The 26,976-nt window shown below is 64.5% G+C and carries 27 protein-coding genes; 8 read left to right on the forward strand and 19 right to left on the reverse strand.

Going from position 1 to position 26,976, the window contains the following annotated elements:
• Positions 1 to 45: 45 nt before the first annotated feature.
• Positions 46 to 2,154, reverse strand: coding sequence for a hypothetical protein (locus AB663_RS17030; protein ID WP_157540781.1), 2,109 nt, complete (start codon positions 2,152 to 2,154; stop codon positions 46 to 48).
• Positions 2,155 to 2,296: 142 nt separating this feature from the next.
• Here AB663_RS17030 and galE point away from each other — a divergent pair, with 142 nt between their 5' ends.
• Complete coding sequence (gene galE, locus AB663_RS00820) at positions 2,297 to 3,310, forward strand: UDP-glucose 4-epimerase GalE (RefSeq protein ID WP_067194565.1); 1,014 nt, start codon at positions 2,297 to 2,299, stop codon at positions 3,308 to 3,310.
• Here the strand turns inward: galE and AB663_RS17035 are convergent.
• Positions 3,299 to 4,117 carry an SGNH/GDSL hydrolase family protein gene (locus tag AB663_RS17035; RefSeq protein ID WP_157540783.1) on the reverse strand — a complete coding sequence of 273 codons (819 nt, stop codon included), beginning with the start codon at positions 4,115 to 4,117 and terminating at the stop codon, positions 3,299 to 3,301. The two genes, galE and AB663_RS17035, sit on opposite strands and share 12 nt — an antisense overlap.
• Here AB663_RS17035 and AB663_RS00825 point away from each other — a divergent pair.
• From AB663_RS00825 to AB663_RS17715, 5 genes are all read left to right on the forward strand, one after another.
• Entirely contained in the window at positions 4,101 to 5,108 is a 1,008-nt protein-coding gene (locus AB663_RS00825) for a glycosyltransferase (protein ID WP_232304593.1), read from the forward strand. The genes AB663_RS17035 and AB663_RS00825 overlap by 17 nt on opposite strands.
• Before the next feature lie 125 nt (positions 5,109 to 5,233).
• On the forward strand, positions 5,234 to 6,232 hold the full coding sequence (locus AB663_RS00830; RefSeq protein ID WP_232304594.1) for an EpsG family protein: 999 nt from the start codon (positions 5,234 to 5,236) through the stop codon (positions 6,230 to 6,232).
• Positions 6,233 to 6,279: 47 nt separating this feature from the next.
• Positions 6,280 to 7,071 carry a glycosyltransferase gene (locus tag AB663_RS00835; protein ID WP_067194575.1) on the forward strand — a complete coding sequence of 264 codons (792 nt, stop codon included), beginning with the start codon at positions 6,280 to 6,282 and terminating at the stop codon, positions 7,069 to 7,071.
• The gene (locus AB663_RS00840; protein WP_067194578.1) at positions 7,068 to 8,267 is read left to right on the forward strand and encodes a lipopolysaccharide biosynthesis protein; all 1,200 of its coding nucleotides are present in this window, start codon (positions 7,068 to 7,070) and stop codon (positions 8,265 to 8,267) included. Before AB663_RS00835 ends, AB663_RS00840 begins: the two co-directional genes overlap by 4 nt.
• Positions 8,268 to 8,277: 10 nt before the next feature.
• Positions 8,278 to 9,513 carry a polysaccharide pyruvyl transferase family protein gene (locus AB663_RS17715; protein WP_198147898.1) on the forward strand — a complete coding sequence of 412 codons (1,236 nt, stop codon included), beginning with the start codon at positions 8,278 to 8,280 and terminating at the stop codon, positions 9,511 to 9,513.
• Positions 9,514 to 9,561: 48 nt separating this feature from the next.
• Here AB663_RS17715 and AB663_RS00845 read toward each other — a convergent pair whose 3' ends face one another.
• The 15 genes from AB663_RS00845 to AB663_RS00910 form a co-directional block, all read right to left on the reverse strand.
• A complete protein-coding gene (locus tag AB663_RS00845) occupies positions 9,562 to 10,752 on the reverse strand; it encodes a hypothetical protein (RefSeq protein ID WP_157540787.1) in 1,191 nt (396 codons plus the stop codon).
• 174 nt (positions 10,753 to 10,926) lie between these two features.
• Positions 10,927 to 11,586 (reverse strand): VanZ family protein, encoded by a 660-nt coding sequence (locus tag AB663_RS00850; RefSeq protein ID WP_067194584.1) that lies wholly within the window; start codon positions 11,584 to 11,586, stop codon positions 10,927 to 10,929.
• A gap of 115 nt (positions 11,587 to 11,701) precedes the next feature.
• Complete coding sequence (tuf, locus tag AB663_RS00855) at positions 11,702 to 12,895, reverse strand: elongation factor Tu (RefSeq protein WP_067194588.1); 1,194 nt, start codon at positions 12,893 to 12,895, stop codon at positions 11,702 to 11,704.
• A gap of 146 nt (positions 12,896 to 13,041) precedes the next feature.
• Positions 13,042 to 15,156, reverse strand: coding sequence for an elongation factor G (fusA, locus tag AB663_RS00860; RefSeq protein ID WP_067194591.1), 2,115 nt, complete (start codon positions 15,154 to 15,156; stop codon positions 13,042 to 13,044).
• An 84-nt stretch (positions 15,157 to 15,240) separates the two neighbouring features.
• A complete protein-coding gene (gene rpsG, locus AB663_RS00865; protein ID WP_067194594.1) occupies positions 15,241 to 15,711 on the reverse strand; it encodes a 30S ribosomal protein S7 in 471 nt (156 codons plus the stop codon).
• A 5-nt stretch (positions 15,712 to 15,716) separates the two neighbouring features.
• Positions 15,717 to 16,085 carry a 30S ribosomal protein S12 gene (rpsL, locus tag AB663_RS00870; protein WP_067194597.1) on the reverse strand — a complete coding sequence of 123 codons (369 nt, stop codon included), beginning with the start codon at positions 16,083 to 16,085 and terminating at the stop codon, positions 15,717 to 15,719.
• Positions 16,086 to 16,417: 332 nt separating this feature from the next.
• Positions 16,418 to 17,065, reverse strand: coding sequence for a spermidine/putrescine ABC transporter substrate-binding protein (locus AB663_RS00875; RefSeq protein ID WP_067194600.1), 648 nt, complete (start codon positions 17,063 to 17,065; stop codon positions 16,418 to 16,420).
• A gap of 68 nt (positions 17,066 to 17,133) precedes the next feature.
• Positions 17,134 to 17,565, reverse strand: coding sequence for a hypothetical protein (locus tag AB663_RS00880; RefSeq protein WP_232304669.1), 432 nt, complete (start codon positions 17,563 to 17,565; stop codon positions 17,134 to 17,136).
• 72 nt (positions 17,566 to 17,637) lie between these two features.
• The gene (locus AB663_RS00885; RefSeq protein WP_067194606.1) at positions 17,638 to 18,705 is read right to left on the reverse strand and encodes an ABC transporter; all 1,068 of its coding nucleotides are present in this window, start codon (positions 18,703 to 18,705) and stop codon (positions 17,638 to 17,640) included.
• A 94-nt stretch (positions 18,706 to 18,799) separates the two neighbouring features.
• Positions 18,800 to 18,952 (reverse strand): hypothetical protein, encoded by a 153-nt coding sequence (locus AB663_RS17280; protein ID WP_198147899.1) that lies wholly within the window; start codon positions 18,950 to 18,952, stop codon positions 18,800 to 18,802.
• Between the two features lie 72 nt (positions 18,953 to 19,024).
• On the reverse strand, positions 19,025 to 19,639 hold the full coding sequence (locus tag AB663_RS00890; protein WP_157540788.1) for a hypothetical protein: 615 nt from the start codon (positions 19,637 to 19,639) through the stop codon (positions 19,025 to 19,027).
• Entirely contained in the window at positions 19,636 to 19,968 is a 333-nt protein-coding gene (locus AB663_RS00895; protein WP_067194612.1) for a PadR family transcriptional regulator, read from the reverse strand. Before AB663_RS00895 ends, AB663_RS00890 begins: the two co-directional genes overlap by 4 nt.
• A 93-nt stretch (positions 19,969 to 20,061) precedes the next feature.
• Positions 20,062 to 20,955 carry a sugar ABC transporter permease gene (locus AB663_RS00900; RefSeq protein WP_067194615.1) on the reverse strand — a complete coding sequence of 298 codons (894 nt, stop codon included), beginning with the start codon at positions 20,953 to 20,955 and terminating at the stop codon, positions 20,062 to 20,064.
• Positions 20,955 to 22,559, reverse strand: coding sequence for an ABC transporter permease subunit (locus AB663_RS00905; protein WP_067194618.1), 1,605 nt, complete (start codon positions 22,557 to 22,559; stop codon positions 20,955 to 20,957). Before AB663_RS00905 ends, AB663_RS00900 begins: the two co-directional genes overlap by 1 nt.
• 67 nt (positions 22,560 to 22,626) lie before the next feature.
• Positions 22,627 to 23,847 carry a sugar ABC transporter substrate-binding protein gene (locus AB663_RS00910; RefSeq protein WP_067194622.1) on the reverse strand — a complete coding sequence of 407 codons (1,221 nt, stop codon included), beginning with the start codon at positions 23,845 to 23,847 and terminating at the stop codon, positions 22,627 to 22,629.
• Between the two features lie 187 nt (positions 23,848 to 24,034).
• On the opposite strand from AB663_RS00910, the gene AB663_RS00915 reads away from it, so the two are divergent.
• Complete coding sequence (locus AB663_RS00915; RefSeq protein WP_067194624.1) at positions 24,035 to 24,523, forward strand: YajQ family cyclic di-GMP-binding protein; 489 nt, start codon at positions 24,035 to 24,037, stop codon at positions 24,521 to 24,523.
• A 42-nt stretch (positions 24,524 to 24,565) separates the two neighbouring features.
• On the opposite strand, the gene AB663_RS17040 is transcribed toward AB663_RS00915, so the two are convergent.
• Positions 24,566 to 24,742 (reverse strand): hypothetical protein, encoded by a 177-nt coding sequence (locus AB663_RS17040; RefSeq protein WP_157540791.1) that lies wholly within the window; start codon positions 24,740 to 24,742, stop codon positions 24,566 to 24,568.
• A 576-nt stretch (positions 24,743 to 25,318) separates the two neighbouring features.
• On the opposite strand from AB663_RS17040, the gene AB663_RS00920 reads away from it, so the two are divergent.
• The gene (locus AB663_RS00920) at positions 25,319 to 25,948 is read left to right on the forward strand and encodes a GntR family transcriptional regulator (RefSeq protein WP_067194626.1); all 630 of its coding nucleotides are present in this window, start codon (positions 25,319 to 25,321) and stop codon (positions 25,946 to 25,948) included.
• Here the strand turns inward: AB663_RS00920 and AB663_RS00925 are convergent.
• Positions 25,939 to 26,973 (reverse strand): alpha/beta hydrolase, encoded by a 1,035-nt coding sequence (locus AB663_RS00925; RefSeq protein WP_067194629.1) that lies wholly within the window; start codon positions 26,971 to 26,973, stop codon positions 25,939 to 25,941. The genes AB663_RS00920 and AB663_RS00925 overlap by 10 nt on opposite strands.
• Positions 26,974 to 26,976 lie beyond the last annotated feature (3 nt).

The raw sequence follows: 26,976 nt of genomic DNA on the forward strand, positions 1-26,976 counted from the left end.
CACTCACCCGTCCACTCCGCCGCCGCGTTCTCGCTTCCATAGTGACTAGCGAGGAGGTTGCGCTGATATCCCTTCGATGAAGACCGGCGAACCCGTCAACGGCACCACCACTTCCCCGCCGTCGGGAACCAACTCGACAACGCCTCCCGTGGCCGAAACAACCGTGACCGGCCGGTCGGCCTTGAACACTCGCTCAGTCTCACCGCTTGTCGCCCACGCCACGCGAACGGCGTCGTCATCGTCACCGAAGACATAGACGGCTGTCGCATCATCAGATTCTGCGCCAGCGAATGCCCGGCCGCCCAACTCAGCTACCATCACGGCCTGCGCCTGTCCGGCAGGCTTAGGCGCCAGAGCTACAACGCCAGGACGCGGATCGCGCTCGTAGAGTCCAAAATTACCTTCTCCCGATGCAATATCCGAGCTGTCATTGACGAGGTCATACCAGAAGTACTTCTCAACACCGTTGGCGAAAGCGGAGACCTCGGAACGAATTAACATTTCCCTTTGTTCTGCAAGAGTCACGCCTCCGGGGTTCATCGAAGTAAATCCCATTTCGCTTATCCAAACGGGCTTTGTCTGACCAGTCCCCGCGCGCATGTCCTCATACGACCGCCGAGCGACCTCACCAACGAGGTCTGGATCTCGGCTCATCCACGCTTCATATGGGTGATAGCTGGCCACGTCAATCAACGACAGCCCGCCCGCCGCCCAGAGCCCCTGGAACCACTCCTGGTCATAAAGGGCCGACGCGCCCCCTACGATCGGCAGATTGGGGTGCTTCGCTTTAACCTCTCCCTGAACGGCTTCGAGCATCGGGATATAGCATTCGGGAGATCGCCCACACGCAGTCTTGTTGTACTCGTGGTGGTTGAACTCGTTGTACACCTCGAGCCCCACCAAGTCGTAACGGTCCGCAATCGCCGCCGCGTACTTCCCAAAAGCATCGATCGTGGCCGGGCCCTCTGGCCAGCGGGTGTTGCTGTACACCTTGTTCCCGTGAACGACCACCCCGAGCAGTCCCAGCCCGTTGGCGTGGAGGCGAGCAAACTCCCGGTCGTAGACAGGATCAAACACATACTGCCCCTTGACCTTCTCGTTCTTCTCCCAAACGACATCGTTTCGGACCATCGAGAACCCCAATGCCGCTGCCAACGAGCCGGTTCCCGCAAAGTAGTCTCGCTCCACATGTGAGACGACTCCAAGGCGCGGGTCTTGATTCATAAAGGGACCGGCAGTATCGATGACCGCGATCGCCGTTTGGATCGCACGGCCGCTCGCGTCAGTTACCTCGAGCGAGTAGTGCCCTGGCTGTACTTCGTTTAGTGGAACTGCAGCGAGCGGTGACGAGATAGTGCCCTTGCCCCGTATTGGCGGGCCACCATCGGTCGACGTTGCCGTCCAAGTGAGCTCGCCCTCGGGAAGCGCGACAGCGAGGGTCGCAGTATCTTCAGAAAGCACAAGCGAATCATTCAGAATGCCGCTGCCCCCGCTGGTGCGTTCGAAAGAACCATTAGCGACGACGTCAACGCCGTCCGCGCCGCTAAGGCTCACAGCATCGATTCCGAGACCCCGAACTGGTCCTGCAAGGGCGAGCTCTAGGTTACCGACCCACCCGGCTTCCGGAGTTGTGAACCGAAACTCGACCTTCTTCCATCGTGCATCCAGCTCGGGAAGAAGGAACTGCTGCCCACCGACGTTGATGCTCGCAGCCACAGGCGTGCGCTGCGACTGAAGCACGCGGACAGACGCGCTGAGCGTATAGCTCGTTTCAGGATTTAGTGACACAGGTGTGCTCGCAGCAACAGTTCCAGGACTCACCACTGGAGCGTCCACTCCCAAGGCGACGGACCCGTCGGCAGCATCGCCAACCTCCGGAAGCGCCGCCGCAATCTCCGCACGGGAAGCGAGCGCCCAAGCTTCGGGGTCGACTCGAGCGGCTGCAACACGAGGCATCTCTACATGCTTCTCAATGATGTCATCACCTTTCGAATGCCGGGACGGCAAAGCTGCACTATTCCGCTCGGCGTGAAAGGCGAGGAAGGCTGCAGCGCTCGTCGCGACGACAACGACGACAGCGAGGAGAACGACGACGGTCACCAGCCGTTTCCGGGTGCTACGTCGGCCGCTGGCAACATCCTGTCTCAACGTCATGGTGCCAGGGTACCGATCGGAAAGCGGTGGCGAGTGCCGGGCCCCACGCGCTCCGCCCCTTCGAGCGAAAGCGTCACACTGTGCGTAGCATCACCTGCGACGGCTCATCGGCTCCGGCCATCGTGCCAGTAGCATTCATCACGTGAAGGTCTTGATCACCGGCGGTGCCGGATACATTGGGTCCACCATCGCGTCGGCATGTGTCGACGCCGGCATCGAGCCAATCTTGCTGGACGACCTGTCCACGGGGCGAAGCGACTTCTGCGCCGGACGGACGCTATACGTTGGCGATATGGCGGATACCGGGCTCCTCGGTCGAATCCTGGACGAGCATCCCTCCGTCTCTTCGGTCATTCACTGCGCGGCTAAGATCGTTGTCAGCGACTCCGTTGCGGACCCGATTACTTACTACGAGTCGAACGTCGCCAAGTCGATCCAGATGGTTCAGGCCCTCGTCGACTTAGGAGTGCAACGATTCGTGTTCAGCTCCTCAGCATCGATTTATGATGCTCACTCGGGCGAAGGCGTGGAAGAGGACTCGCCTCAGAGCCCATCAAGCCCTTATGCCCAAACTAAGGCGGTCATTGAGCGGTTCCTTGCGGACGCAGCGGCCGCCGGTGCGCTGAGCGCGATCGCGTTGCGATATTTCAACCCTGTGGGAGCCGATCCCCGCCTTCGCTCCGGTTCTTCAAGCACCAATCCCACGCACGTGCTGGGGCGCATCCTAAAGGCGCATGAAGAGGACACGGTTTTCAGCATCTTTGGATCAGATTGGCCAACTAGGGATGGGTCGGCTATCCGCGACTACATCCACGTGTGGGACCTGGCCCAAGCACACGTCTCGGCAATCACAAAGTTCGATGAAGTGACCTCGGGCGCGCCATTCTGCGCAATCAACGTCGGTACCGGTCGCGGGGTGACAGTGAAGGAGTTGGTAGACGCCGCAGAGCGTGCGCTCGGTGTGCCCATAAAGTCCGCAGTGGCCGAGCGACGGCCGGGGGATCAGGCGGGAGCGTTCGCTATCGTGGACAAGGCAGCTACGATGCTCGGTTGGCAAGCGACGTCGAGCTTGCCAGATGCGATACGCTCAGCTTTGCAATGGTCCGACCGCCTCATTGCCCTTAATAGCAGGCAAGGCATCGAGTCAACCCTCTAACGCGCTCATTATCAGGCCTGCCACCTTGTCCGGGGCACCCTTGAGCGATCCTTCACGATGAGGAGCCACCAGACCAGCCCCGATTGCAGAGACAAACTCCGTCCCCGCTTGCCGCGCCGCGCGAGCAAGCGCGATATCGACAGCGCCGAAGGGCGAATCATTCGAACCTGTCTCACCTATGGGGCCAACTACAAGAGTCCTGGCATGCGGGAAGAGTTCGCGCACTTCCCAAAGCGCCCTCAATACGTCCTTGCGGAGGTCTTTCCGGGGCTTCCAAGCATCGCGCGCCCCCACGTTGATGATCACGACATCTGGGTGCAGCCCGGAACGCTCAGCGAGTTCTATCGCCTCTGCGACTGATTCGCCGGAGGTACTCGGGCCGAACCCGGACGCCGCCAAAGCCGTCAGCTCCCATCCACTGGCATCAGCCAGCTGCGACGCGGTCGAAGCGGCATAGTCCGTATCGTCAATCATCAAGACACGCGCACCCGCAGGAACGCTGAGATCTGCTGAATGACTAATGTCACCGCCATGCAAGGGCTCCGCCGACCCAAGGTGAGCGGCCAGAAGAACGGCGAACACGACGCACGACGCGGAGACAGTGAAGAGACGAGCCATCTTGTCAACGCCCAGCTTTGTGAGCAGCCCGGAGAACCGGTGCCGCTGTGGCAGACTCGTCCCTGACATGAACGCCAATCTACACGTGCTCCACATCACCGAAGCGTCGAGCGCCGGAGTGCTGAACGCCGCCGGCTCGCTCGCCAAACACCAGAGCACGCGCGCCGCGACGGTGACCTTCGCGTACATCCCGCGAGCGGACACTCCCGGTCGGGATGAGTTGACTCGGATCGTGGGAGCCGCCCGCCTAGTGGAGTTCGGCGACGCAACCCTGAACACAGTCGCGAGACTCCGGCTGCTGCGCTCCCGGATTAAGGATGCCATTGCTACCGGGGCATTCGATGTGATCCACGCTCATTCTTCACTGGCCGGATTCGCGCTTAGGACGCTCTCCGGTCGAGCGCGTCGGCAAGTGGTCACCTGCTACTCGCCCCACGGCTTTGCGTTCCTTCGGCAGGATGTCGGACCTGTGGTCCGCTCCACCTTCCTACTGGCCGAACGACTCTGCGGCAACCGTGCTGCCTTAATTGCTGTTTCGCCCAGCGAATCCAAGATCGCCCGAGACTCGCTGAAGGTTGACGCCTACGTGTTGCCCAACAGCGGCGACGTGCCGGCCGGCCACCGAGACCCCAAACGCGGCGCGCCGATTCGCGTGGGGATGGTCGGGCGCGTCACTTACGCGAAGGCTCCATGGCGGTTCGCAGCGGCCGCAAGGCGCTTCTCCGACCGCGCAGAGTTCGTTTGGGTAGGTAGCGGCGATCCGGCGGAGCGTGAGAAATGGCTCGGAGATGCGCCTGTCGAAATCACCGGCTGGCTTGAGGGAGATTCTCTTGTCAACGAGCTTGAGGACCTCGACATCCTCTATTACCCGACGCTGTGGGAAGGCATGCCCCTAAGCTTAATCAACGCACAGCTGCTTGGGATTCCGGTCGTCGCAACCGACATAGTCGGAAATCGCGATGTCGTTATCGATGGCGAGACCGGAATCCTCGCGAATAGCGAAGACTCCTTGCACAGCGCACTCGGCGACCTGATTGACAACGCGAATCTTCGCGAGAAGCTGGGACGTGCCGCCTCAGTCAGGGCCTCCGAGAGGTTTGATCCCGAGCTTAGAGCCGACCAGTCGTTCGACATCTACGCATCGATTCGACGTCAACAACAGGCGCAACGCGACAGATGATATGGGTTTCAGTTCTGCCGTACACGTTGGTTGCCATTGGCGCGGCCGCTTTGGGGGCAGTCGTCGACTACTTGCGCCCAATGGAGGGGAGAACATCCCCTAAATGGCACCGCATCATCGCCGAAGTGGCCTTCTGGGTCATGGTAGCTGGGCTCGTCGCGTTTAGCGGGTTTCGCCACGATACTGGCACCGACTTCCCGCTTTACGAAACACTCCTCGAACAACTCGACCCGACACAGGCATGGTGGCCTCAAATGGTCGCCAGTCCGCAAGACCCAGGATTCACCCTACTGTCTTTGATCTGTCTCTCGATCTCGAGTGACGTTCAGCTGGTGATGATTGTTTCAGCTGTCCTGACGGTCACGCCAATGTGTTTAGCACTGCGGTACTCATCGAAGACTCTTTGGTTCTCGATGCTGCTGTACGTTCTCCTGGCGGGCTACCTGTTCCCGATGAACCTCGTGCGTCAAGGGATCGCGGTCGCATTGAATTTCTATGCATGGCGGTATCTGGATTCACACCGCGAGAGGTTCCTCCTGATAAATGCGGTCGCCTCACTATTTCATTTGTCGGCGCTCGTGGCTGCGGCGTTGCAGTATGTTCTTCGTAACATCCGCCCCGGCAGAATGTTCTACACGACCGTTGCCGTAATCGCCGCCGCAGGGATTGCGATTCTTGCCTTGCCGGTGGACTCGCTCCTCGCCGGAAATGACTCCCGGTATCTTGAATACTTGGAAACTGCACGGAAGAATGCCCTAGACATCGGTGTCGGGACGATCGCAACTATCGTCTTTCGACTCGGGACCCTTGTGTACACAGGTTCAGCCCGGTCAAATACAGGAGAGCATCGTCGCTTCCAGGTGTTTGCAACAGCGACCCTGCCGTTCCTTTGCGTCGGAGTGTTCGTAAGTGCCGTCGCTCGCATGGAACTCTACTTCGCCAGCGCACTCCTCATCCTCTTACCGAGGGTCGCAGTGTCCCGTCAACCTCGCATGCTGCACATCACCGGGATCGTAATGGCGGCGTCGGTGTACTTCGTCGCGACCTTGCTCTCGTTCTACGACCTGTTGCCGTATCAGATCTGGGTACCCAGCCCGACTGACCCTTGGTTTGCCGGCTGGTAGCATCGAGAATGTTGCCCCCGCGCCCCATCGAATCTAAAGAAGCTGAATTGAGCACCTGCGTTCTGCTGCCCACTGCCTCAACCGGGGAGTGGCTGGACCTTGCGGTCAGGTCGGTCCTGGAATCCGACTCAACGACCCGGGTTCTCGTCGTGTTCGATGGCGTCCCACCAACGCTCGATCGTTGGTGGGTCAAGGATGAGAGGGTCTCATACCTCGAACGGACCACCAGCCAGGGGCTGGCCGCAGCCCTGAACGCAGGCCTTGCTGCGATTGACGCTGAGTTCGTCGCTCGGCTCGACGCAGACGACGTAGCCCTTCGCGGTCGATTTCTGAAGCAAGAGGAGTTTCTGCGTTCTCACCCGGAGTTTGGCGCCGTGTCGGGGAGCGCGATCCTGATCGACGAGGCCGGGATGCCTCTCGGTCACCTGGATGCATCTGCAGGGAGTGCCGCCGATATTCGTCGATCACTCCTGCAACGAAACCGACTTATCCATCCCGCCGTGATGTATCGCCGTTCAGTTGTTGTATCTGCAGGTGGATACGACGAAAGCTTGCGCTACATGGAGGACTACGAGCTCTGGTTGAGACTCTCTCTCGAGACAAGTATTGCCGCGACCAGCGAGCCGGTCATCAAGTATCGTCTGCATGCGTCACAGATGACGAAGGCTGCACCCGCACACGGGCAGCACGTACGCAAGGTACTTCACGGAAGGCGCCGTCTCGCACGGAGCTTGGGCGTCTCACCGATCTGGGTCGAGTCGCTTAACGCCGCGTGGGTTGCCAACCAGTTCCTTCGCGTTCTGCGAGCCAGGCTCCGGGCGAAATCCCTCAAGAAGTGAAGCGCAACGCTGCCGCCCTCGTACTTGCGCACTCGGTGCGCTACGTCGGCCAAGTCTCGGTCCTCGTTGTAGTCGCGTTGTCGGGTTCCGCTCGAGACGTCGGCTTACTATCGCTGTCTTTGGCGACAACAGCTCCCATTTTCGTTGTGTTCAGCCTGGGCATGCGGACGCTCATACTCACGCACCGCTCGGATTACCCATTAGAGGCCTATCTCCGGGTCCGGGCATATACGGCAGTGGTTGCGGTTGCACTCGGAGCGCTCGTCGGCTTTGTTGCTTTAGGGCTCGACGCTGCGCCCTTCTTGGTGGGTGCGATACTGATGAAGCTTGCGGACTACGTTGTCGATTTTGCGACGGCCTGGCTTCAGCTGCGCCAGCGCTTCCAGTTGCTCGTCGCAATCAGTGCATCGTCCGCAGCGGCAACTGCTCTCGGGGCGGTTACAGGAATCCTCATCTCCCCGGCTATGTCGCCCCTTTTCGCTGGTCTTGGCCCTATCGTTTTGGCGCTTGTTTGGGTGATCCCACTTCTAGTCTCGGCGATTCGGGAAGAAGCTGGCCGCGGGCGCTCCCCTGCTGGCGCCTCCCGTGACATCCTTCGGGCGGGCTTCCCTCTCGGTCTGTCGTACGGCGCTGTGAGCCTGCTCGTAGCGCTCCCCCAGATTGCCCTAGCTGCGCTCAGTTCGGTGGAAGACGCTGGTCGTTTCGCGATCCTGTACTATCTCATCGTCGGCGCCGAGCTTGTCACCAACCCTCTCTCCCAGAGCTGGATTCAGAATCGCCGTGCCGCTCTCAGGACGTCTCGCCACCCGCGCGGGTTCGTTGCACGCGAGATATTACGACTTTCCCTCGGGCTCGCGGTCGTATTCGCGGCGGGTGTTGTAGTTGGTGCATTTGTCCTTCCGGTGGTTTTCGGTACGTACTATCGCATCGACACCTGGGAGGGTCTCGCACTTTTCGGCTGCATGCTTCTGATCCCGGCTGTGTATCTCGGCGCTTCAGCTCTAGCTGTGTTGAACCGCTACAGAGCTTCCCTGATAGCCGTCGTTCCCGCCCTAGCGATCTGCGGGCTGGCATGCGCGGCACTAATCCCGACCTACGGTACGCTGGGCGCGATTCTCGCTTACATGCTCAGCCTGGCCACTCGTGGGGCAGCACCATTTTTTGCGATTGCGACTCGAACGGAAGATCATGGCTAAGGCTCGGTGGATGGTTGTCGGATCGGCTAACGGATCGGGAAATCTCGGTGACGAGGCAATGTGGTACGCGTTGGTCGCGAGCCTTCGTGAACAACTCGGCGAGGTGCATGTCGTAACGGACGGTGCGGACGGCTGGTCGGCACACGGGATGGACGATGTGACTGTCCTACCGCATCTCTTCCCCTCGCTCGTCGCCTTTGGCCGATTGCAGCGTTCATCGAACCAGGTCGTCGCACTAGGTGCCCGAGTACTCGGCCGGCTGGGTCGGTGGACGATAAGCCAGTCTCGGTACGCGCGCGCGAAGACCGCGCCGCTGAGTTCTCTCCAGGCGCTTTGGTTCGATGCACTGTCCTCGTGTGATGGTCTTATCTTTAGTGGCGGCGGCGCAATCACCGATCGGTACGCCGTGAATGGGGTCTATGCATGGTCTCTTCTCGCTGTGTGGGCGAAGAGACTCGGAAAGCCAATTGCGTACGTGGGCCAAGGAGTCGGACCTTTGTCCGCGCGGCACGTTCCGGCTGCGGTAGACGGCCTTGGCTCGTCCTCTTACCTCGGTTGTCGGGACGATCGGTCGACTCAACTAGCCCACGCATGGGGAATCGATTGGGCGGCTACGGAGCCCGATTGGGCGATCCGGGCTGAACCGACTCCGCAGGATTGTGCGTTCGCGGAGAACCTCTTGCAGCCGCTCAAAGGGAGTAAGTTCATCGCTGTCTGTCTCCACACGATTCGGGGAGCGACGATTGACTCCCGCCTGCGTGAAGTGATGAAAGACGTGACTTCGTTCGCCGCGACGCACGGTTATCGAGTGGTACCGGTCCCAAATATGTATGGGACTGACGCGAACGATGATCTCGCCACCATGAAACGGGCGGTTCGGGATCTGTCCCCTGCGTGCCGCGAATCCTTGCACTTCCTCGACGTGAAGCTCAACGCGCGGCAAACACGCGCCGTCCTCGGTCAAGCTGACCTAGTGATCGCAACTAGGTACCACACACTGGTGTTTGCAGGCGCCGAGGGGACAAGAACTGTGGGTGTCGCGATTGACGACTACTGGAGGCAGAAGCTCATCGGCGCACAAGCCAGCGCCGGTCAAGACCCAATCGCTGTAGCAAACCTCAGCTCGCATGATTCGCTTGAGGAGCTTTTTCACACCGCGCTCACAAGTCGAACATGCAAGAACACAGAAGGGCCCGAGATGCTTGATCAGTCGCTTTCAAAGTTTGTGAGGATCGCATCCGCGTAGTGTCTGCCAGCGCTGCAGCATGACCTATTCAAAGAGCTAGTTCGCGATCTAATCGAGCACCGCCCGCTGTGCCCGCCGCCCCAGGAGAAAGATCGAGAGACCTCCGAGGACGAGAATGAGGCCGGTTGTCGCAACGCCCGATGCGAAGGCTGAGTCGATGCCTGTGATGGCAAGATCATCGGTCACCGACACGGCGACGAACGCCGAGCCGCTGCTCGCACCTCGAACCTCGATACGATGCTTCCCGAGCTCCGTTCCGCCGGCTATCCCGACATTGAGGGTGACTTCGCCTCTCTTGTTCGCCACCGCATCCGTCAACTTCAGCGGTTCCGAATGCAACCAGATCTCGACCTTCTCACCCGGAGCGAAGCCGCGTGCCCTGACCGTGACGTTTCCGCCCGCGGGAACCGATGCGCTTGACAACGTGACTCTGGGCGCAGGTTTCGGAGGATCGGGCCGCTCCGCCGGCGCAGGGGCGTCATCCGCACCCGCGGCGTCAGTGGAGACCGGAGCCTCGGGCTTCACCGGGTCAGGTTCAGAGGTAGGTGTCGCGTCGGGAGTCGGTTCGGGCTTCGCCGGGACGGGGCATACGGCAGATGCTTCATACGTCTTCTCGCCGATGTAAGTCGACTCGGACCCCATCAGCCCTCGCACGGTGACCACGGTCTGTCCCTCGGCTGCAATGGGGACATCGATGAGCACTTTTCGTGAGGCATCCATGGTCGACGTGAGCGTTTCGGTCGAACTGTCGGTGACGAGTGTGGCTTCGGCGACGGCACCTTCCGGAGCTTCCGGGCCGAATGTCACCCTCACTCTCGCAGTGATCGAACCATCTGCGTTGCACACGGGATCACCGAACTGCACGGTTTCAGCGGGCGCAGGTTCCGCGGGGGCCTCGGGACAATCGGACGCCGAGAGCTCCCCGCTCGCCAAGACGGTGCCGTTCACGATCCACTCGACCAAGTGCTGCTCTCCATCGGTGATGACAACCGACGCCGCGTCCAGCGCTGTGACGAAGTCGTCACTGTCGGCCGAAAGCACCGGATGCTGACCCGTATCCAGACCATCGACGCGGATGTAGGAGTCAATGGTGTCGCCGGAATCGAGCGTGGCCTGGCCAGAAGCCCGCACGAAGAAGCCGCCGGCGGAGCACTCCTGCGTGAGCGGGCCCGGCTGGTCGACGTTCACCTCTGCGTGCGCTGTCGTCGGCAGGGCTACAGCCGCGAGAGAAAGTGCCATCGCAAGGCCCAGACGTGACACGATGTGAGCACGCCGCATGGCGTCTAGACGGGGTCCGCGAAGATGACGAGTCATGATCGGCTCTTTCGTTGGGTGCACAGGCGAGGACATCCAGCAGCTTCAACCTCGAAGCTTGGGCTCATCCTACTCATCCCTCACCTTGCGATGCGCGTTCTACACAGGCAACCGCACCGTAGGAGCATCCCCCGTCGCCCAGAAGTCGGCGTCGAGCACGCGCGTGACGGGGTCTGGTTCGACATACGCCGGTGCGGTGGGGAGAGCGACTCCGGAGCGCGCTGCGGCTCGCGCAGCGTTCTGACGCTGCAGCTCCGCGGCCGCGGCGCGGCGCTCCCACAGCTCCCGCTCGATCTTCGTGCGATCCCGGGCGTAGATCATCGCGCGGAGGATCATGGCGAGGAGCAGGCCGACGTATCCGCCGATGGTGTTCGCAAGCACGTCGAAAACGGTCGAGACCCGCTCTTCCAGCGCGATCCCCTGGGCGAACTCGATGGCGCCCGAGAACGCCGGCAGAAGGAACAGCGCGACCCACCACGCACGGCGGGCGAGAGCGAGCCCGAGAAGGAAGCCCAAGGGCACGAACATCCCGATGTTGGCGGTGAATTCGAGCTTGTCGTAGCCAAACCACTCGGGCACGCCGACGTTGTGCAGCGCGCGCAGCAACCGTGACGCGATCCCGTCGAACTCCAGCTGCTTCGGATGCGGCCACATCGTCACCACGAGCACGAAGGCCGCATAGACGATCAGCAGCAGGGTCGACACCCACAGGCGTGCGTAGCTTCGGGGCGGCGGCGGGCCGACGTAGATCTCGCTCATGCAACTCCAGACACGCGAAGGGAATCCCACGCTATCGGCTGCATCCGGGAAAACGCCGAGCGACGACAAAGGGGCCGAGCCTTGCGGCCCGACCCCTTTGCGAGAAAGCGGATGCTTACTTGATGATCTTCGTCACCGTACCGGCACCCACGGTGCGGCCACCCTCACGGATGGCGAAGCCGAGGCCCTCCTCCATAGCGATCGGCTGGATGAGCTCGACCGACATGTCGGTGGTGTCGCCGGGCATGACCATCTCGGTGCCCTCGGGCAGCGTGATGACGCCGGTGACGTCGGTGGTACGGAAGTAGAACTGCGGGCGGTAGTTCGTGTAGAACGGGTTGTGGCGGCCACCCTCGTCCTTCGACAGGATGTACGCGGTGCCCTCGAAGTTCGTGTGCGGGGTGATCGAACCCGGCTTCACGACGACCTGGCCACGCTCCACGTCCTCACGCTTGGTGCCGCGGAGGAGCAGACCACAGTTCTCGCCGGCCCATGCCTCGTCGAGCTGCTTGTGGAACATCTCGATACCGGTGACGGTCGTCTTCTGCGTCGGGCGCAGACCCACGATCTCGACCTCGGAGTTGATGGCCAGCGTGCCACGCTCGGCGCGGCCCGTGACGACGGTGCCACGACCGGTGATGGTGAAGACGTCCTCGATCGGCATGAGGAACGGCTTGTCACGGTCACGCTCCGGGTCCGGAACGCTGTCGTCGACAGCCTGCATGAGCTCGAGGATGGCCTCGGTCCACTTCTCGTCACCCTCGAGGGCCTTGAGAGCGGAAACGCGAACGACGGGAGCGTTGTCGCCGTCGAAGCCCTGCGACGAGAGCAGCTCGCGGACCTCGAGCTCGACGAGCTCCAGGATCTCCTCGTCGTCGACCGCGTCGGCCTTGTTCAGCGCGACGAGCAGGTAGGGAACACCGACCTGCTTGGCGAGCAGAACGTGCTCACGGGTCTGAGCCATCGGACCGTCGGTGGCGGCGACCACGAGGATCGCGCCGTCCATCTGAGCGGCACCGGTGATCATGTTCTTGACATAGTCGGCGTGGCCGGGAGCGTCGACGTGCGCGTAGTGGCGCTTCGGGGTCTCGTACTCGATGTGCGAGATGTTGATGGTGATACCACGCTGACGCTCTTCAGGCGCCGAGTCGATGGAAGCGAAGTCGCGCTGCACGTTGGTGTCGGACGGGTACTTGTCAGCGAGCACCTTCGAGATCGCCGCGGAGAGCGTGGTCTTGCCGTGGTCGACGTGACCGATCGTTCCGATGTTGACGTGCGGCTTGGTCCGCTCGAACTTGGCCTTAGCCACTGGGTCCTCCTCAGGACGTCGTGTAGAGGTGCCCGGGCACTGGATTGCGACCGGATCTCTACGGGTTAGGTTCTCAGTTTAGTAGAGAGGGAATGTGAAGTTGTAGGAGACCTGGGAGCCGGGACGGGCCCGGCTCCCAGAAGTTGTTACTCGCCCTTGGCCTTCTGGACGATCTCGTCCGCGACGGCCTTCGGGACCTCGGCGTAGCTGTCGAACTCCATGGAGTAGACGGCACGACCGGAGGTCTTCGAACGCAGGTCGCCGATGTAGCCGAACATCTCGGACAGCGGCACCGAAGCGCGCACCACCTTGACGCCCGCGGCATCCTCCATCGACTGGATCTGGCCACGACGCGAGTTCAGGTCACCGATGACGTCGCCCATGTACTCCTCAGGAGTACGCACCTCGACGGCCATCAGCGGCTCGAGCAGCACGGGGTTGGCGCGGCGAGCGGCCTCCTTGAAGCCCATGGAGCCCGCGATCTTGAACGCCATCTCCGAGGAGTCGACGTCGTGCGCAGCACCGTCGACGAGGGTCGCCTTGACGCCGACCATCGGGTAGCCCGCGAGCACGCCGACGTTCATCGCGTCCTGGAAACCGGCGTCGACCGACGGGATGTACTCACGAGGCACGCGACCACCGGTGACGGCGTTCTCGAACTCGTAGGTCTTCTCCGCGTCGAGCGGCAGCGGCTCGATCGTGAACTGGATCTTCGCGAACTGACCAGAACCACCGGTCTGCTTCTTGTGCGTGTAGTCGTGCTTCTCGACGGCCTTGCGGATCGTCTCGCGGTACGCCACCTGCGGCTTGCCGACGTTCGCCTCGACCTTGAACTCCCGCTTCATGCGGTCGACGAGGATGTCGAGGTGCAGCTCGCCCATGCCCTTGATGGTCGTCTGACCGGTCTCGGGGTTGAGCTCCGTGCGGAAGGTCGGGTCTTCTTCGGCGAGCTTCTGGATCGCGACGCCCAGCTTCTCCTGGTCGGCCTTGGTCTTCGGCTCGATGGCGACCTCGATCACCGGCTCCGGGAACGTCATCGACTCGAGGACGACCGGCGCGTTGATGTCGGCGAGGGTGTCACCCGTGGTGGTGTCCTTCAGGCCGATCACGGCGTAGATGTTGCCGGCGGTCAGCTTGTCGACCGGGTTCTCCTTGTTGGCGTGCATCTGGAAGATCTTCCCGATGCGCTCCTTCTTGCCCTTGGTCGAGTTGATGACCTGAGCGCCCGACTCGAGCTCGCCCGAGTACACGCGCACGTAGGTGAGACGACCGAAGAACGGGTGCACCGCGACCTTGAACGCCAGCGCGGCGAACGGGTCCTTGGCGTCGGGGTGACGCTCGATGATCTTCTCTTCGTCCTTCGGGTCGTGCGCCTCGATGGCGGGCACGTCGAGAGGCGACGGCAGGTAGTCGACGACCGCGTCGAGCATGGGCTGCACACCGCGGTTCTTGAACGCCGAACCGCAGAGCACCGGGTAGATCTCGCCGGCGACGACGAGCTTGCGGATGGCGCCCTTGATCTCGGCGATGGTCAGCTCCTCGCCGCCGAAGAACTTCTCGAGAAGCTCCTCGTCGGTCTCGGCGACCGTCTCCAGCAGCTGCTGGCGGTACTCCTCGGCCTTGTCCTTGAGGTCGGCCGGGATCTCCTGGATCTCGTACGACGCACCCATCGTCACGTCACCCTTGGCGTCGCCCGGCCACACCAGCGCGCGCATCTCGATGAGGTCGACGACGCCGACGAAGTCGTTCTCGGCACCGATCGGCAGCTGCAGCACGAGCGGCTTGGCGCCGAGGCGGTTGACGATGGTGTCGACCGTGAAGTAGAAGTCCGCGCCGAGCTTGTCCATCTTGTTGACGAAGCAGATGCGGGGGACGTTGTACTTGTCGGCCTGGCGCCACACGGTCTCGGACTGGGGCTCGACGCCCTCCTTGCCGTCGAACACCGCCACAGCACCGTCGAGCACGCGCAGCGAGCGCTCCACCTCGACGGTGAAGTCCACGTGACCGGGGGTGTCGATGATGTTGATCTGGTTCTTGTTCCAGAAGCAGGTCACGGCAGCAGACGTGATCGTGATGCCGCGCTCCTTCTCCTGCTCCATCCAGTCGGTGGTCGAGGCACCGTCGTGCGTCTCGCCGAGCTTGTGGTTGACGCCCGTGTAGAACAGGATGCGCTCGGTCGTGGTGGTCTTGCCGGCATCGATGTGCGCCATGATGCCGATGTTCCGAACCTTGCTCAGGTCGGTGAGCACGTCTTGTGCCACAGGAGTGTCCTTATCTTTCTTGGCAGTCGTACTGCGAAAAGTGGGTGCCCGCCCCCGGCGCGATGCCGGGGGCGAGCGAAGCTGTCACCAGCGGTAGTGAGCGAACGCGCGGTTCGACTCGGCCATCTTGTGGGTGTCCTCGCGGCGCTTGACCGCGGCACCGAGGCCGTTCGACGCGTCGAGGATCTCGTTCTGCAGACGCTCGGTCATCGTCTTCTCACGACGGCCCTTGGCGTAGCTGACGAGCCAGCGCAGCGCGAGCGTGTTCGCGCGGTGCGGCTTGACCTCGACCGGCACCTGGTAGGTCGAACCACCGACGCGGCGGCTCTTGACCTCGAGCGTGGGGCGCACGTTGTCGAGCGCCTTCTTCAGCGTGGCGACGGCGTCCTGGCCGGACTTCGCCTCGACACCGCGGAGGGCGCCGTAGACGATGGCCTCGGCGAGCGACTTCTTGCCGTCGATGAGGATCTTGTTGACCAGCTGGCTGACGATCGGAGCGCCGTAGACCGGGTCGTTGACGACGGGACGCTTGGGGGCGGGACCCTTACGAGGCATTGGACTCAGCCCTTCTTCGCGCCGTAGCGGCTGCGAGCCTGCTTACGGTTCTTGACGGCCTGGGTGTCCAGGGCGCCACGGACGATCTTGTAGCGGACACCGGGGAGGTCCTTCACACGGCCACCGCGGACGAGCACCAGCGAGTGCTCCTGCAGGTTGTGGCCCTCACCGGGGATGTACGCGGTGACCTCGGTGCCGTTGCGGAGCTTCACACGTGCGACCTTGCGCATCGCCGAGTTCGGCTTCTTCGGGGTGGTGGTGTAGACGCGGGTGCAGACCCCGGCCTGCTGCGGGTTCGCCTTCAGGGCGGGTGCCTTGGTCTTCGAGACCTTGGGCGTACGACCCTTGCGAACCAACTGCTGAATGGTTGGCACGTTCTCTCCTAGTAGGTGCTGCACGGTGACAGCGCGATGGGTTTCACATCATGACCCACCGGCACGCCGGAGCCGACGCGCTTTTGGTGTGGTGGGTATGCCGTGGGGGCGGACCGACTGGGAGCCGACGCCCTGCGCGCACGTCAAGACGTGCACACACCTGGTCAAGTGTAATGCCGCGTAACGTGGCGGTCAAATGTGCACGGAGGTCACCGCAGGTCTCCGATCCGCGCGGCGACGGAGCCATCGACGCCGGTCCTCCGCTCGGCGGTCGCGGCGATGAGACGCGCGCACCGACCCTGTACTCCCCCGTCGAGCCTGTAGCCGCAGGGCTAGGGCATGTCGGGGTCGAACGGCGAGTCGAGCGACTCGGTCAGTTCGGCCAGCAGCGCCTCGATCTGCGGTTCGACGTGCTGCGCGATCGCAGCCTGGATCGCGAGACGATGACGCAGCAGGATGCCGCAGATCTCGCGACCGATCATGTTCGCGTACTCGTCGGCGAGCGCCACCTCCTGGCGCAGGGCGATCTTGGCCTCGTCGCTCAGGGGCGGCAGCGGCGGGAGCTCCGCGGCGGATTCGTCGGCGAGGCCGGCGATCGTGAAGAGGAACGGCGCACCGGGCACCGGATCGGGGTCGAGGGGCAGGCCGTCGAACTCGGGATCGAGGTCTTCGGTCGGCCGGTAGCTGCGGGCACGGTTGCGGGCCGCCTGCTGATCGAGCTCTCGCTGCAGCATCGGCAGGTTGCGAGCCGTGTACTCGGCCACGGCGTGATCGACGATGGTCTTGATCCTTGTCGACAGCCCGTGCTGCACGCCGTGCGGTGTGTTGGCGCCGATGCCCGCCGCAGACAGGATGGGCGACCCGAGACAGCGCCGGCACGGCGCGACGCGTCCGCGGTGGGTGGCCGGCTCCCAGCGCGGCACCCAGCGCAGCCAGGCCTCGACGGCCTGGTCGACCTGCGTCTCCAGCGAGCGCTCCACGCTTCCAGCGTACGGCTCGGTCGGGCGTGTCGGTGCGATTTCCCGCGTCGCCGCGCGGGACGGCAGGTCTATTCGTCGTCGTCGTGGCGTTCCCACGGCCACCGCGGATGCTGTGCCCTGGTGCGCCGCAGTGCCACACCGCCCCATGCGGCGACGGCTGCCGCGAGCAGCAGCACGGCGCTCGGCCCGCGCCGCACGAGCTCTCCCGAGACGGCGGTGGCGATGATGAGGTCGCCGCCGGCGATCAGCACCACGATCCATACGGCGACGAGGTGTGCGAGCGCCGTGACGAGGGCGATCGACGGCACCGAGAGGAACGATGGCCGCATCCGCCGAAGAGCGGTGCCGAGCGCCAGCGCGAACGCCCCGACCGCGACGAGCATCCCGACGATCCCCGGTGCCTGCCCGAGGCCCGGCGTCGAGATGATGTCGGAGTCGGTCGCGACGCTCACAGCTCCGAGCCCGAACACGGCCAGCGCGAAGAAGCCGATCACGGCCATCACGACCGCCAGGACGGCCGAAACCCCCGCGGACTCGGGCCCGCGGGGGTTCGGCGTCGTACTGTTCGTGGCTTACCTCGCCAGCGTCGGCCCGGCTTCGAGGGTGCGCTCGTACTCGCGCTGCGCCTCGGCGTTGAGCTCGGTCTTGCGGGCACCGCTGCGAGCGACCCACGCACCGAACCAGATGGTCAGCTCCCGGCCGAACACGAACGCGGCGATCGCGAGCGGCGACAGCAGCTGCTCGTTCACGAGTTCCGCGCCGTCGGCGGTGGTCAGCGACCAGAACGGCGCCTCGAAGAGCTGGCCGAGGATGTAGCCGCCGTACGCGAAGACGCCCACGATGATGCCGAACACGACCCAGAGGCCCCAGCGTCCGCGGTTGATGAACGCGCCGAGCAGCCAGAACCCGAGGAAGAACACGACGACGGGCACCCAGAAGCCCCAGGTCGTCAGCGGCGCGAGCGCGGCATCGCCGATGTTCTCACCGGTCACGTCTCCGGCGATCGCGCCGAGGCCGAGGATCGTGCCGAGGTACAGGACGGCGAAGGCCAGCGTCGCGAGCAGGCCGATGAGACCGGCGGTGCCGCGGTTGCCGCGCTCCCGCGGAGGCTCTGGGGCCTGCACGAAGATGGGCTGCTGCTGCAGCAGCGTCGGAGCGGCCGCAGCCTCGACCGGCGCAGGCTCGGACGGCACGATGCGGGTCTCGGCGCGCGTCTCGGCATCCGCCGCGGGAGGCGCGTATGCCGCGTCCGTCATCGCCGACTCGTGGTGCTCGACGGGTGCCGCGTCGGCACGGTCGGATGCCGCGTCGGCACGGTCGGGTGCCGCGTCGGCACGGTCGGATGCCGCGTCGTACGCGGCGGTCGCAGGCTGGTCGTCCGCCGTATCGGCGGCGAGGGCCTGGTTCAGCTCAGGTGTCGAGAACGTGCCGGGGTGCTCGCGCTCTGCCGCTTCAAATGCCGCGAGGTCGGGGTCGACGTCGCTCTTCGCGTCCGCGTCCGCCGCGTCGACGGGCTTCGCGGACGCACCGGGGACGTCTGCACCCGCCGCTGCGGCGGCATCGAGTCCAGCGTTCGCGCTGTCGACGACGTCGTTCACGTCGGACGGCTGCTCGGGCCGGGGAGCCTCGGGGTCACTCATGGGGGTGCGCCTCTCGTCGGAAGTGTCAGTGCGAGGGTACCGCCGGGCCGCGGTCGCCCGCCGGAGGCATGCCGACGTGTCGTTCAGCCGGCTGTTACGGGGCCATCGATCGGATGCCCTCACCGAAGAACTCGGCCATCACGGGCAGCATCGGCAACGCGAACCACGCGAGCCCCGCCACGACGGCGGCGCAGATCACTCCGGCGATCCAGCTGACCGCCAGATTGCGTCCGCCCACTCGTGCCATGCCCCCACGCTACGTCCGCACCCGCGCCGCCCACCGGAGCAACGCCGATGACGCCTCGGCGTCAGCTCCCGCTCAGCTGCGGGTGCGCCCCCTCAGGCGCCAGAGCAGCCAGAGCCCGGATACCGGCACCAAGGCGAACGCGACGATGATCACGCTGTGCGCGGTACCGAACTCCATCGCCGTCGGCACGAGCGGGTTGTGCCCCTCCGCAGCGAGCCCCGTCTGTGCGTCGCCGTCCATGAGCGCGGCGACCGACCATGTGACGAGGAGCGACACCGCGGCGATGCCGACGGGCGCGAGCACCGCAGTCCACTTCTCCCACGCCCGCCACAGCGGGCTCACGCAGACCAGCACGACGCCGACGCCCCAACCGACGACCGGGACCACGATGCCGCCGAAGCTCAGAGTGAGCGCGGCCGCGATCGCGAATCCTCGCGATGACAGCACCGACGGCGCGGGCGACGAAACCGGAACGCCGGGCACCTCCCGCTGCGCCTCGCGGGCGATGTCGGCGGGATCGCCGAGCTGAGCGATGCGCGCGGCCGTCTCCTCGCGGTCGCGACCCGTGAGCTCTTCCCACACGCCCTGGCGTATGTCGACGGCGATTCCGTGCGGCACTCCGCTCATTGCCTCGTCGAGACGGGCCAGGTAGTCATCGCGCAGGCGCGCAGCATCGGCATCCATCACGGTCGTTCCTCTCCGACGAAGCCCGTGACCGCACGGGCGAACGGCGTCCACTGTGCACGGAATCGGACGAGCTGGCGCGTCCCGGCATCCGTGAGGCGGTAGTACTTGCGCACCGGTCCGCTCTCGGACGGCTGCTCGAACGTGCTGACCCATCCGTTGTCGCGGAGCCGTGCCAGCAGCGGATAGAGCGTGCCGATGCTCGCGATGAGACCGGCCCGCGTGAGCTCATCGGACAGCTGCCAGCCGTACATCGGCTCGCACCCGAGGAGGCCGAGCACGCAGTACTCCACGACCCCCTTGCGCAGCTGCGATCCGACGTCGCCTACCATGCGAGACAAGCTAGCATGCCTTGCACGATACGGCACCCGCGCGCGGCCGTGCGTCGCCGCCGCCCTCCCAGGCGACGACGACAGGCGCGCAGCTCAGCCCTTCGTGGCGCCGGCGGTGAGACCGCCGACGATGTACTTCTGCAGGAACAGGAAGAGGATCATCACGGGGACCGCGGCCATCACGGCCCCGGCCGAGAACGCTGACCAGTCGGCGTAGCGCGGGTTCGCGACGAGCTTGGTGAGGCCGACGACCAGCGTCTGCTTGTCGACGTCGACGAGCATGACGCTCGCGATGACGTACTCGTTCACCGTGCCGATGAACGACAGCAGCGCGACCACCGCGAGAATCGGCGCGACCAGCGGCAGGATCATCGTGAAGAAGATGCGCGCGTGACCTGCTCCGTCGATGCGCGCTGCTTCGTCGAGCTCGATCGGCAGGGTGTTGAAGAAGCCGTACATGAGGTAGGTGTTCACGCCGAGCGCGCCGCCGAGGTACACGAGGATCAGGCCGGTGTGCGTGTTGAGCCCGATCGCGGGGAACCAGTCCCCCAGCGTCGACATCAGCAGGAAGATCGCGACGACCGCGAGGAGCTGCGGGAACATCTGCACCACGACGATCGTGACGAGACCGACGCGGCGCCCCGTGAAGCGCATGCGCGAGAACGCGTACGCCGCCAGAGCACCGAGGAAGACCGTCGCGGCACCGGTGATCGCGGCGATGATGAGCGTGTTGAGGAACCACAGCCCGTACGGAGCCTGCGGATCGCTGAGGATCCGCAGGTAGCTGTCGAAGCCGATGGCCGAGAACAGCTGGTTCGAGCCGGTGAGCGTGCCTCGCGGGTTCAGCGAGGCCGACAGCACATACAGCAGCGGGAACAGCGCGAACACGCTCACGACGATGGCGACCAGATGACGCCATCCGGTGTCGGCGAACCAGGCGCCGAAGCTGCGGCGACCGCGGCGGGAGACGACGGTGTCGGTGCTCATCAGTTCAGCTCCTCGAGGGCCTTGGTCTTGCGGAAGCTGATGATCGAGATCGTCGCCACCACGATGAAGATCAGGATGGTGAAGGCGGAGGCCAGTCCGTAGTCGCGGTTCTGGCCCGTGAAGGCCACCTTGTAGACCATCGAGATGAGGATGTCGGTGTGCCCGACCGGGATGCTCACATCGTCGAAGCGCGGGCCACCGTTGGTGAGCATGTAGATGAGGTTGAAGTTGTTGAAGTTGAACGCGAACGACGAGATCAGCAGCGGCGCGACCGTGACCAGCAGCAGCGGCAGCTTGATGCGCCGGAAGATCTGCCACGGGTTCGCGCCGTCCATCACGGCGGCCTCGTTCACATCCGAGGGGATGCCCTGCAGCGCACCCATGCACACGAGGAACATGTAGGGGAAGCCGAGCCAGAGGTTGACGAGCAGGACGGACACCTTGGCCAGCACCGGGTCGGTGAGCCACGGGATCTCGGCACCGCCGAAGAGCACCTGGTTGATGAAGCCGAAGCTCTCGTTCATCATGCCCGCCCACACGAGCGCCGACAGGAACGCGGGGAAGGCGTAGGGAAGGATCAGGATGATCCGGTAGCCGTTGCGGAACCGCATCCGCGTGTTGTTGAACACGAGCGCGAGCAGCAGTCCGAGGAAGAACGTCGACGCCACGGAGACGAGGGCGAACACGAAGGTCCACACGGTCACCGAGATCAGGGGCCCGCGGATCGATTGATCGGAGATGGCCCTGACGAAGTTGTCGAACCCGACGGTGGTCTGCCATCCGGGGAGCAGCTCTTCGCCGTCCTCCGAGGTGAAGGCACCCGTGCCGAGATCGGAGTACACCGTGCCGTTCTTCGTGTCGGTGATGGTGTCGGCATCCGCGTCGTACGCCAGAGTCGACACGTAGAGGTAGCCCTTCTGCCCGTCGGGGGCGCGGAGGCTGCCGTCGTTGGGGTCGTCGCTGAAGGGAACCGACAGCTTCTCGAGCTCGGCCGAGAGGGTGAACACCTTCGCGATCGGGAGCGTCGTCCATCCGTCGACGCCCACCGCCTGGCCGCCGGCGAACTCCGCGTCGACCTCGGTGAGGGGCTGGTCGGCGGTGCCGAGCAGCGCGTCGCCGGTGTCGGGGTCGGTCACGAGCAGACCGTAGGTGCCGAACTGCTCGACCACGGTGACCGGGTATGTGGGCGAGTCCTCCACGCGCTCCTGCGCGGAGGCGAGCAGTGACGAGATCGCCTGCTCCTTCGTGCCGTTGTGGCCGGTTCCGTAGTTCGTGAAGCCGATGTACCCCGTGTAGAGCAGCGTGAACACCTGGAACACGACGAGGAAGATGATTCCGGGCGTGAGGTACTTCGCCGGTACGCGCTTGCGGGAGAAGTAGATCCAGTTCACCAGCGCCGCGACGACCACGACGATGCCCAGCACGAGCCATTCCTGGTGCGTGAAGAGCACGTACGCCGCGTAGAGGGCGATCGCGTCGACGATGGCCAGCAGGAGGATCTTCAGCAGCGTCCAGCCGATCGGACCGGATGCCGCCTCGGCGATCTTCGCCGCCTGGCGCTGGCGCGTGGTCGGAGGAGCCGTCGGCTCAGCGGTGTCAGTCATCTCGTCCCCGTCGTGAAGCTGCCGGGGCGGATGCTCGTCCGCCCCGGCAGCGGGTGCTGGCTTGGTGTTACTTGATCGCGGCGGTCACGTCGTCGACGAGCTTCTGCCACGTCGCCTTCGGGTCCGCGCCGTTGATGATCGCGGCCTCGGCGACGCCCCAGAACTGCCACACCGAGCCCATCGCGGGGATGGCGGGCATGGGAACGGCGTCGGCGCCGACGGCCTGGAAGCCGGCGATGATCGGGTCGGATGCCGCGCTGTCAGCGGCCGCGGTGAGCGCGGGGAGCACGTTGCCGGCCTTGAAGAGCTCGAGCTGCACGTCTTCCGTGCCGATGTAGTTGACGAGGAAGTCGTTCGCGGCGACCTTGTTCTTCGACTCGGCGCTGACGAAGAAGCCCTTCACGCCGGCGAACGGCGAAGCGGTCTGGCCGCTGGGGCTCGGGATCGGGTCGATCGCGACGTTGATGCCGGCGTCGACCGCGGTGCCCACGTTCCAGGGACCGGTGAGCCAGAACGCGGCCTTGCCGTCGAGGAACTGCTGCTTGGCGATCTCGCCGTCGACATCGGTGTTGAGCACGCCGGTGCCGTTCTTGCCCTGCGCTGCGAGCCAATCGGCGAACGCGAAGCCGCCCTCGCTGCCGAGCTGGAGGTTGGCCGGGTCGTAGCTGCCGGAGCTGTCGGTGCCGAACACAGGAGCGCCGAACGCGGTCTGGAACGGGTACAGGTGGTACGGGTTGCCCTCGGCACCCTGCTCGACGACGAAGCCGCCCTTCGCCGTCATGTCGTCGAAGCTCGTCGCCGGCTCGGGCGCCAGGTCGGCGTTGCGGAGGATGGCGATGTTCTCGACGGCGTACGGCAGCATGTACACGGTGCCGTCGTAGGTGGCCGCCTGAAGGGCCACGGGCAGGTAGTCGGATGCCGAGTCACCGAGCTCGAGCGGAGCGACGACGCCGTTCGCCGAGAGCTCGCCGAGCCAGTCGTGCGCGCCCATGACGATGTCGGGGCCCTTGCCGGTCGGGACCTGCTGGATGAAGTCGTCCTTCATGTCATCCACGCTCTTGCCGAGGAGCTTGACCGTGACACCGGTCTTCTTCTCGTACGCGTCTGCCGCGTCCTGCAGCGCGTCGACGCGCTCGGCGTCGACCCAGACAGTGAGCGTGCTGGCATCCTTGTCCCCGTCGGACGATCCGCCGTCCGCGGTGCCTCCGCTCGCGCATCCGGCGAGCGACAGAGTCGAAACCACGGCGATCGCGCCGAAGGCGGCGATGCCCCTCTTGTTCACCTTCATTGGTGTGAGCCTCTCTCAGTGCTGATGGCCTGCAGGACTGCAAGCGCTTACAGTATGCAACGAGTTCGGCGTGATGCGCAATGGAAGATTGCGTCGATATCAACCTGTGACAGTCGCCTGGGGCGTGGAAGCGGGTGAAAACGCTTCCACCGGTCGCTGCAAACAGGCCGGTCGGTACACTTCTCGTATGGCTGACAGTTCCTTTGACATCGTCTCGAAAGTCGACCACCAGGAGGCGCAGAACGCCCTGAACCAGGCCCACAAGGAGATCGAGCAGCGCTACGACTTCAAGGGCACCGGTGCGTCCATCGAGTGGAGCGGCGAGCAGGTGCTGATCAAGGCGAACTCGGAGGAACGCGCCAAGGCCGTGCTCGACGTCTTCCAGTCGAAGCTCATCAAGCGCGGCATCTCGCTCAAGAGCCTCGAGTCAGGCAAGCCGTTCGCGAGCGGCAAGGAGTTCCGCATCGTCTCGAGCCTGAAGAACGGCATCTCGTCGGAGAACGCGAAGAAGATCAGCAAGCTCATCCGCGAAGAAGGCCCGAAGAGCGTCAAGAGCCAGATCCAGGGCGACGAGCTGCGCGTGCAGTCGAAGAGCCGCGACGACCTGCAGGCCGTGATCGCGCTGCTGAAGAACGCCGACCTTGACGTCGACCTGCAGTTCATCAACTACCGGTAGAGCGAGCTGCCGACCGGGAGCTCTTCCCTCGGCTTCGGCAACCTAGTCGGTGCCCCTGTTCGATTGCGGGGTCTTCGCGCGCGGACCGTACATGGCCCGAACTTCGGTACGAACCAACTTTCGCAGCGAACGGCGGAGCAGGGCGATCACGAACCAGATCAGCCCACCGATCAGCAGCACCGTCACGAGGAAGTTGACGAACGCGAACTGGAACTCCATGCTGCCCCCGTACGACTGAGCTCTGCCTTCCACCGTAACGCGCGGGTCGGCCCGTGTGATGCTCGGCCGACCTTTCCTCACGCCTTTGCGCAGCCGTGTTCTCGCCCGGTGAGTGCGGTCCATTCAGGGCGTGCTTGTGGGACCGTCAGCCTCCTCAGGTTCGGTGCCGATACGCGCGAGCAACGGCTTATCCACAGCCCGGATCGCATACTGATATACGAGTTTAGTTGACCAAGACTTGACATGTCGCTACCGGAAAGCGGCAATCGATGCCCTGGCATGACGCACTGCCGTTATCGGGTTCGTGTTCTCGGGATCACGAACCGGCCAGTGGGGACTGGGGCGTACGGCGGTTCCGTGCCCGGCATCGCTGTGGTCGGCGAGCGCCCCTACGCTCGCCGACCACAGAGCAAAACTCAGGAACGATCTGGGAAAAAACAGGTCCGGTGCGCATGCGAGTACCTATTCGCGCGAATGCGCCCCGGAGGTTGGCATCGGGACTCCGTTCGTGATGTAGTTGCCCTCCGGGCACATCATGGGGGGCCCGGAATCGGGAAATGCAACTGGGGGCGGTCCATGCACAGCAAGCGGAACGGATTGGGTGAGAGCAAGCAACTGCTCGCCGAAGAGGTGTTCCACCACATCGCGACGAGGATCGTCGAGGGTGATTTCCCTCCCGGTCACCGCATCCGCGACGTCGACGTGGCGGAGGAGCTGCACGTCTCGCGAACGCCCGTACGTGAAGCGCTGCAGCGGCTCGAGCGTCTGGGGCTCGTGACCATGTACCCGAGCAGGTTCACCGAGGTCACGGCCGTCACGCCCGAGATCGTCGCACAGTCTCTCGAGTTCGCCGGCTATCAGGCCGGCGTCTCGGCCCGCATGGCCGTCTCGCGCATGAGTCCGGCGCAGCGCGAGCACGTCGCCGGGCTCGTCGAGCAGATGTACACGGCTCTCGACGACGCCGCCGCCATCTCGCAGACGCGCTGGGCAGTGTTCTCGTACCTCAGCGACCACAGTCACAACGCCCAGCAGCGGGTGCTCGTGCAAGACTCCGGCATGGCTCTGTTCCGCAACCTGCGCGAATGGGTCGTCCCGAGCGACGACCGGCCGCGGATGCAGCAGATCTGCCGCGACTTCCGCGACGCCGTGCTCCAGGGCGATGCCGACGAGGCGGAGCGGCTCGCCCGCGAGATGCACTACGTCTGAGAACCGGCGGCCCAGCCTGTGACCCAGCGTTCGAGGCGGCGATAAGCCTCCTCGCGCGCGTCGTGCCGCGACAGGAAGACGTCGTGCAGCGCGCCGTCGATGCGTTCGACCGTCACCGACGGCCCGAGCTTCAGCGCAGCACGCGCGACGGCGTCGACCGCCAGCACGGAGTCGGCACGGGTGAGGTCCTCCGACCAGCGCGCCGGAGTCGCCGAACGCGCCGACAGCAGCACGCACACGGGAGCCGGAATGGCCAGTCCCGCAGCAACGGTCGCGTGACCCCGCAGGATCGCGTGGAACCAGCCGGCGTGCACGGCCATCGTCTGCACCGGCCGCCACTCGAGGTTCACCTCGACCGGATCATCGGGATCGGCGACCTCCTGCTGCGCGCGCGTGTAGAAGCCCAGGTCGACCTGCGGCGCCACGTCACGCGGCGCCCAGCGCGCCTGCAGCTCCGCCATCGGAGTGAGCAGCGGTCTGGCCGAGGCCACCTGGAACTCCAGCCACGGGCTGTTGAGCACGAGAGCGTCCGCAGCATCCGGATGCCGCGACGCCCACAGGCTCAGCGAGAGCCCGCCCGTCGAGTGCCCGAACAGCACGAGGCGTCGATCCGTGCTTTCCTCGCCCTCGGCATGTCCCATCTCCGCCAGGGCGGCGGCGATGTCCTCGTCGTAGGTCGCGAGATCGGTGACGTAGCCGGGCGTCTGCTGCGGACGCAGGCTCCGGCCGTACTTGCGCAGATCCAGCGCGAAGAACCGCGCGCCGCGCGACGTCCAGAACCGCGCGAGCCGCTTCTGGAAGAAGTAGTCCGACCAGCCGTGCACGTACAGCACATCGACACCGTCGAGCATCCGCTCCGGGCCAGACGCACCCCGGAACGAGCGCGTCGTCTTCTCCCACCACGTCGTCCGTCGCGGGAGCGCCCGCACGAGCGTCGCGACGACCGGTCCCTCGTCGTCCTCGCCGAGGTCGAGCGTCAACTGCTCGAACTCGTCACCGAGCACATCGGGGATCCAGTCGGCCATGCC

This window comes from Microbacterium sp. XT11, from assembly GCF_001513675.1.
Taxonomy (GTDB): Bacteria; Actinomycetota; Actinomycetes; order Actinomycetales; family Microbacteriaceae; genus Microbacterium.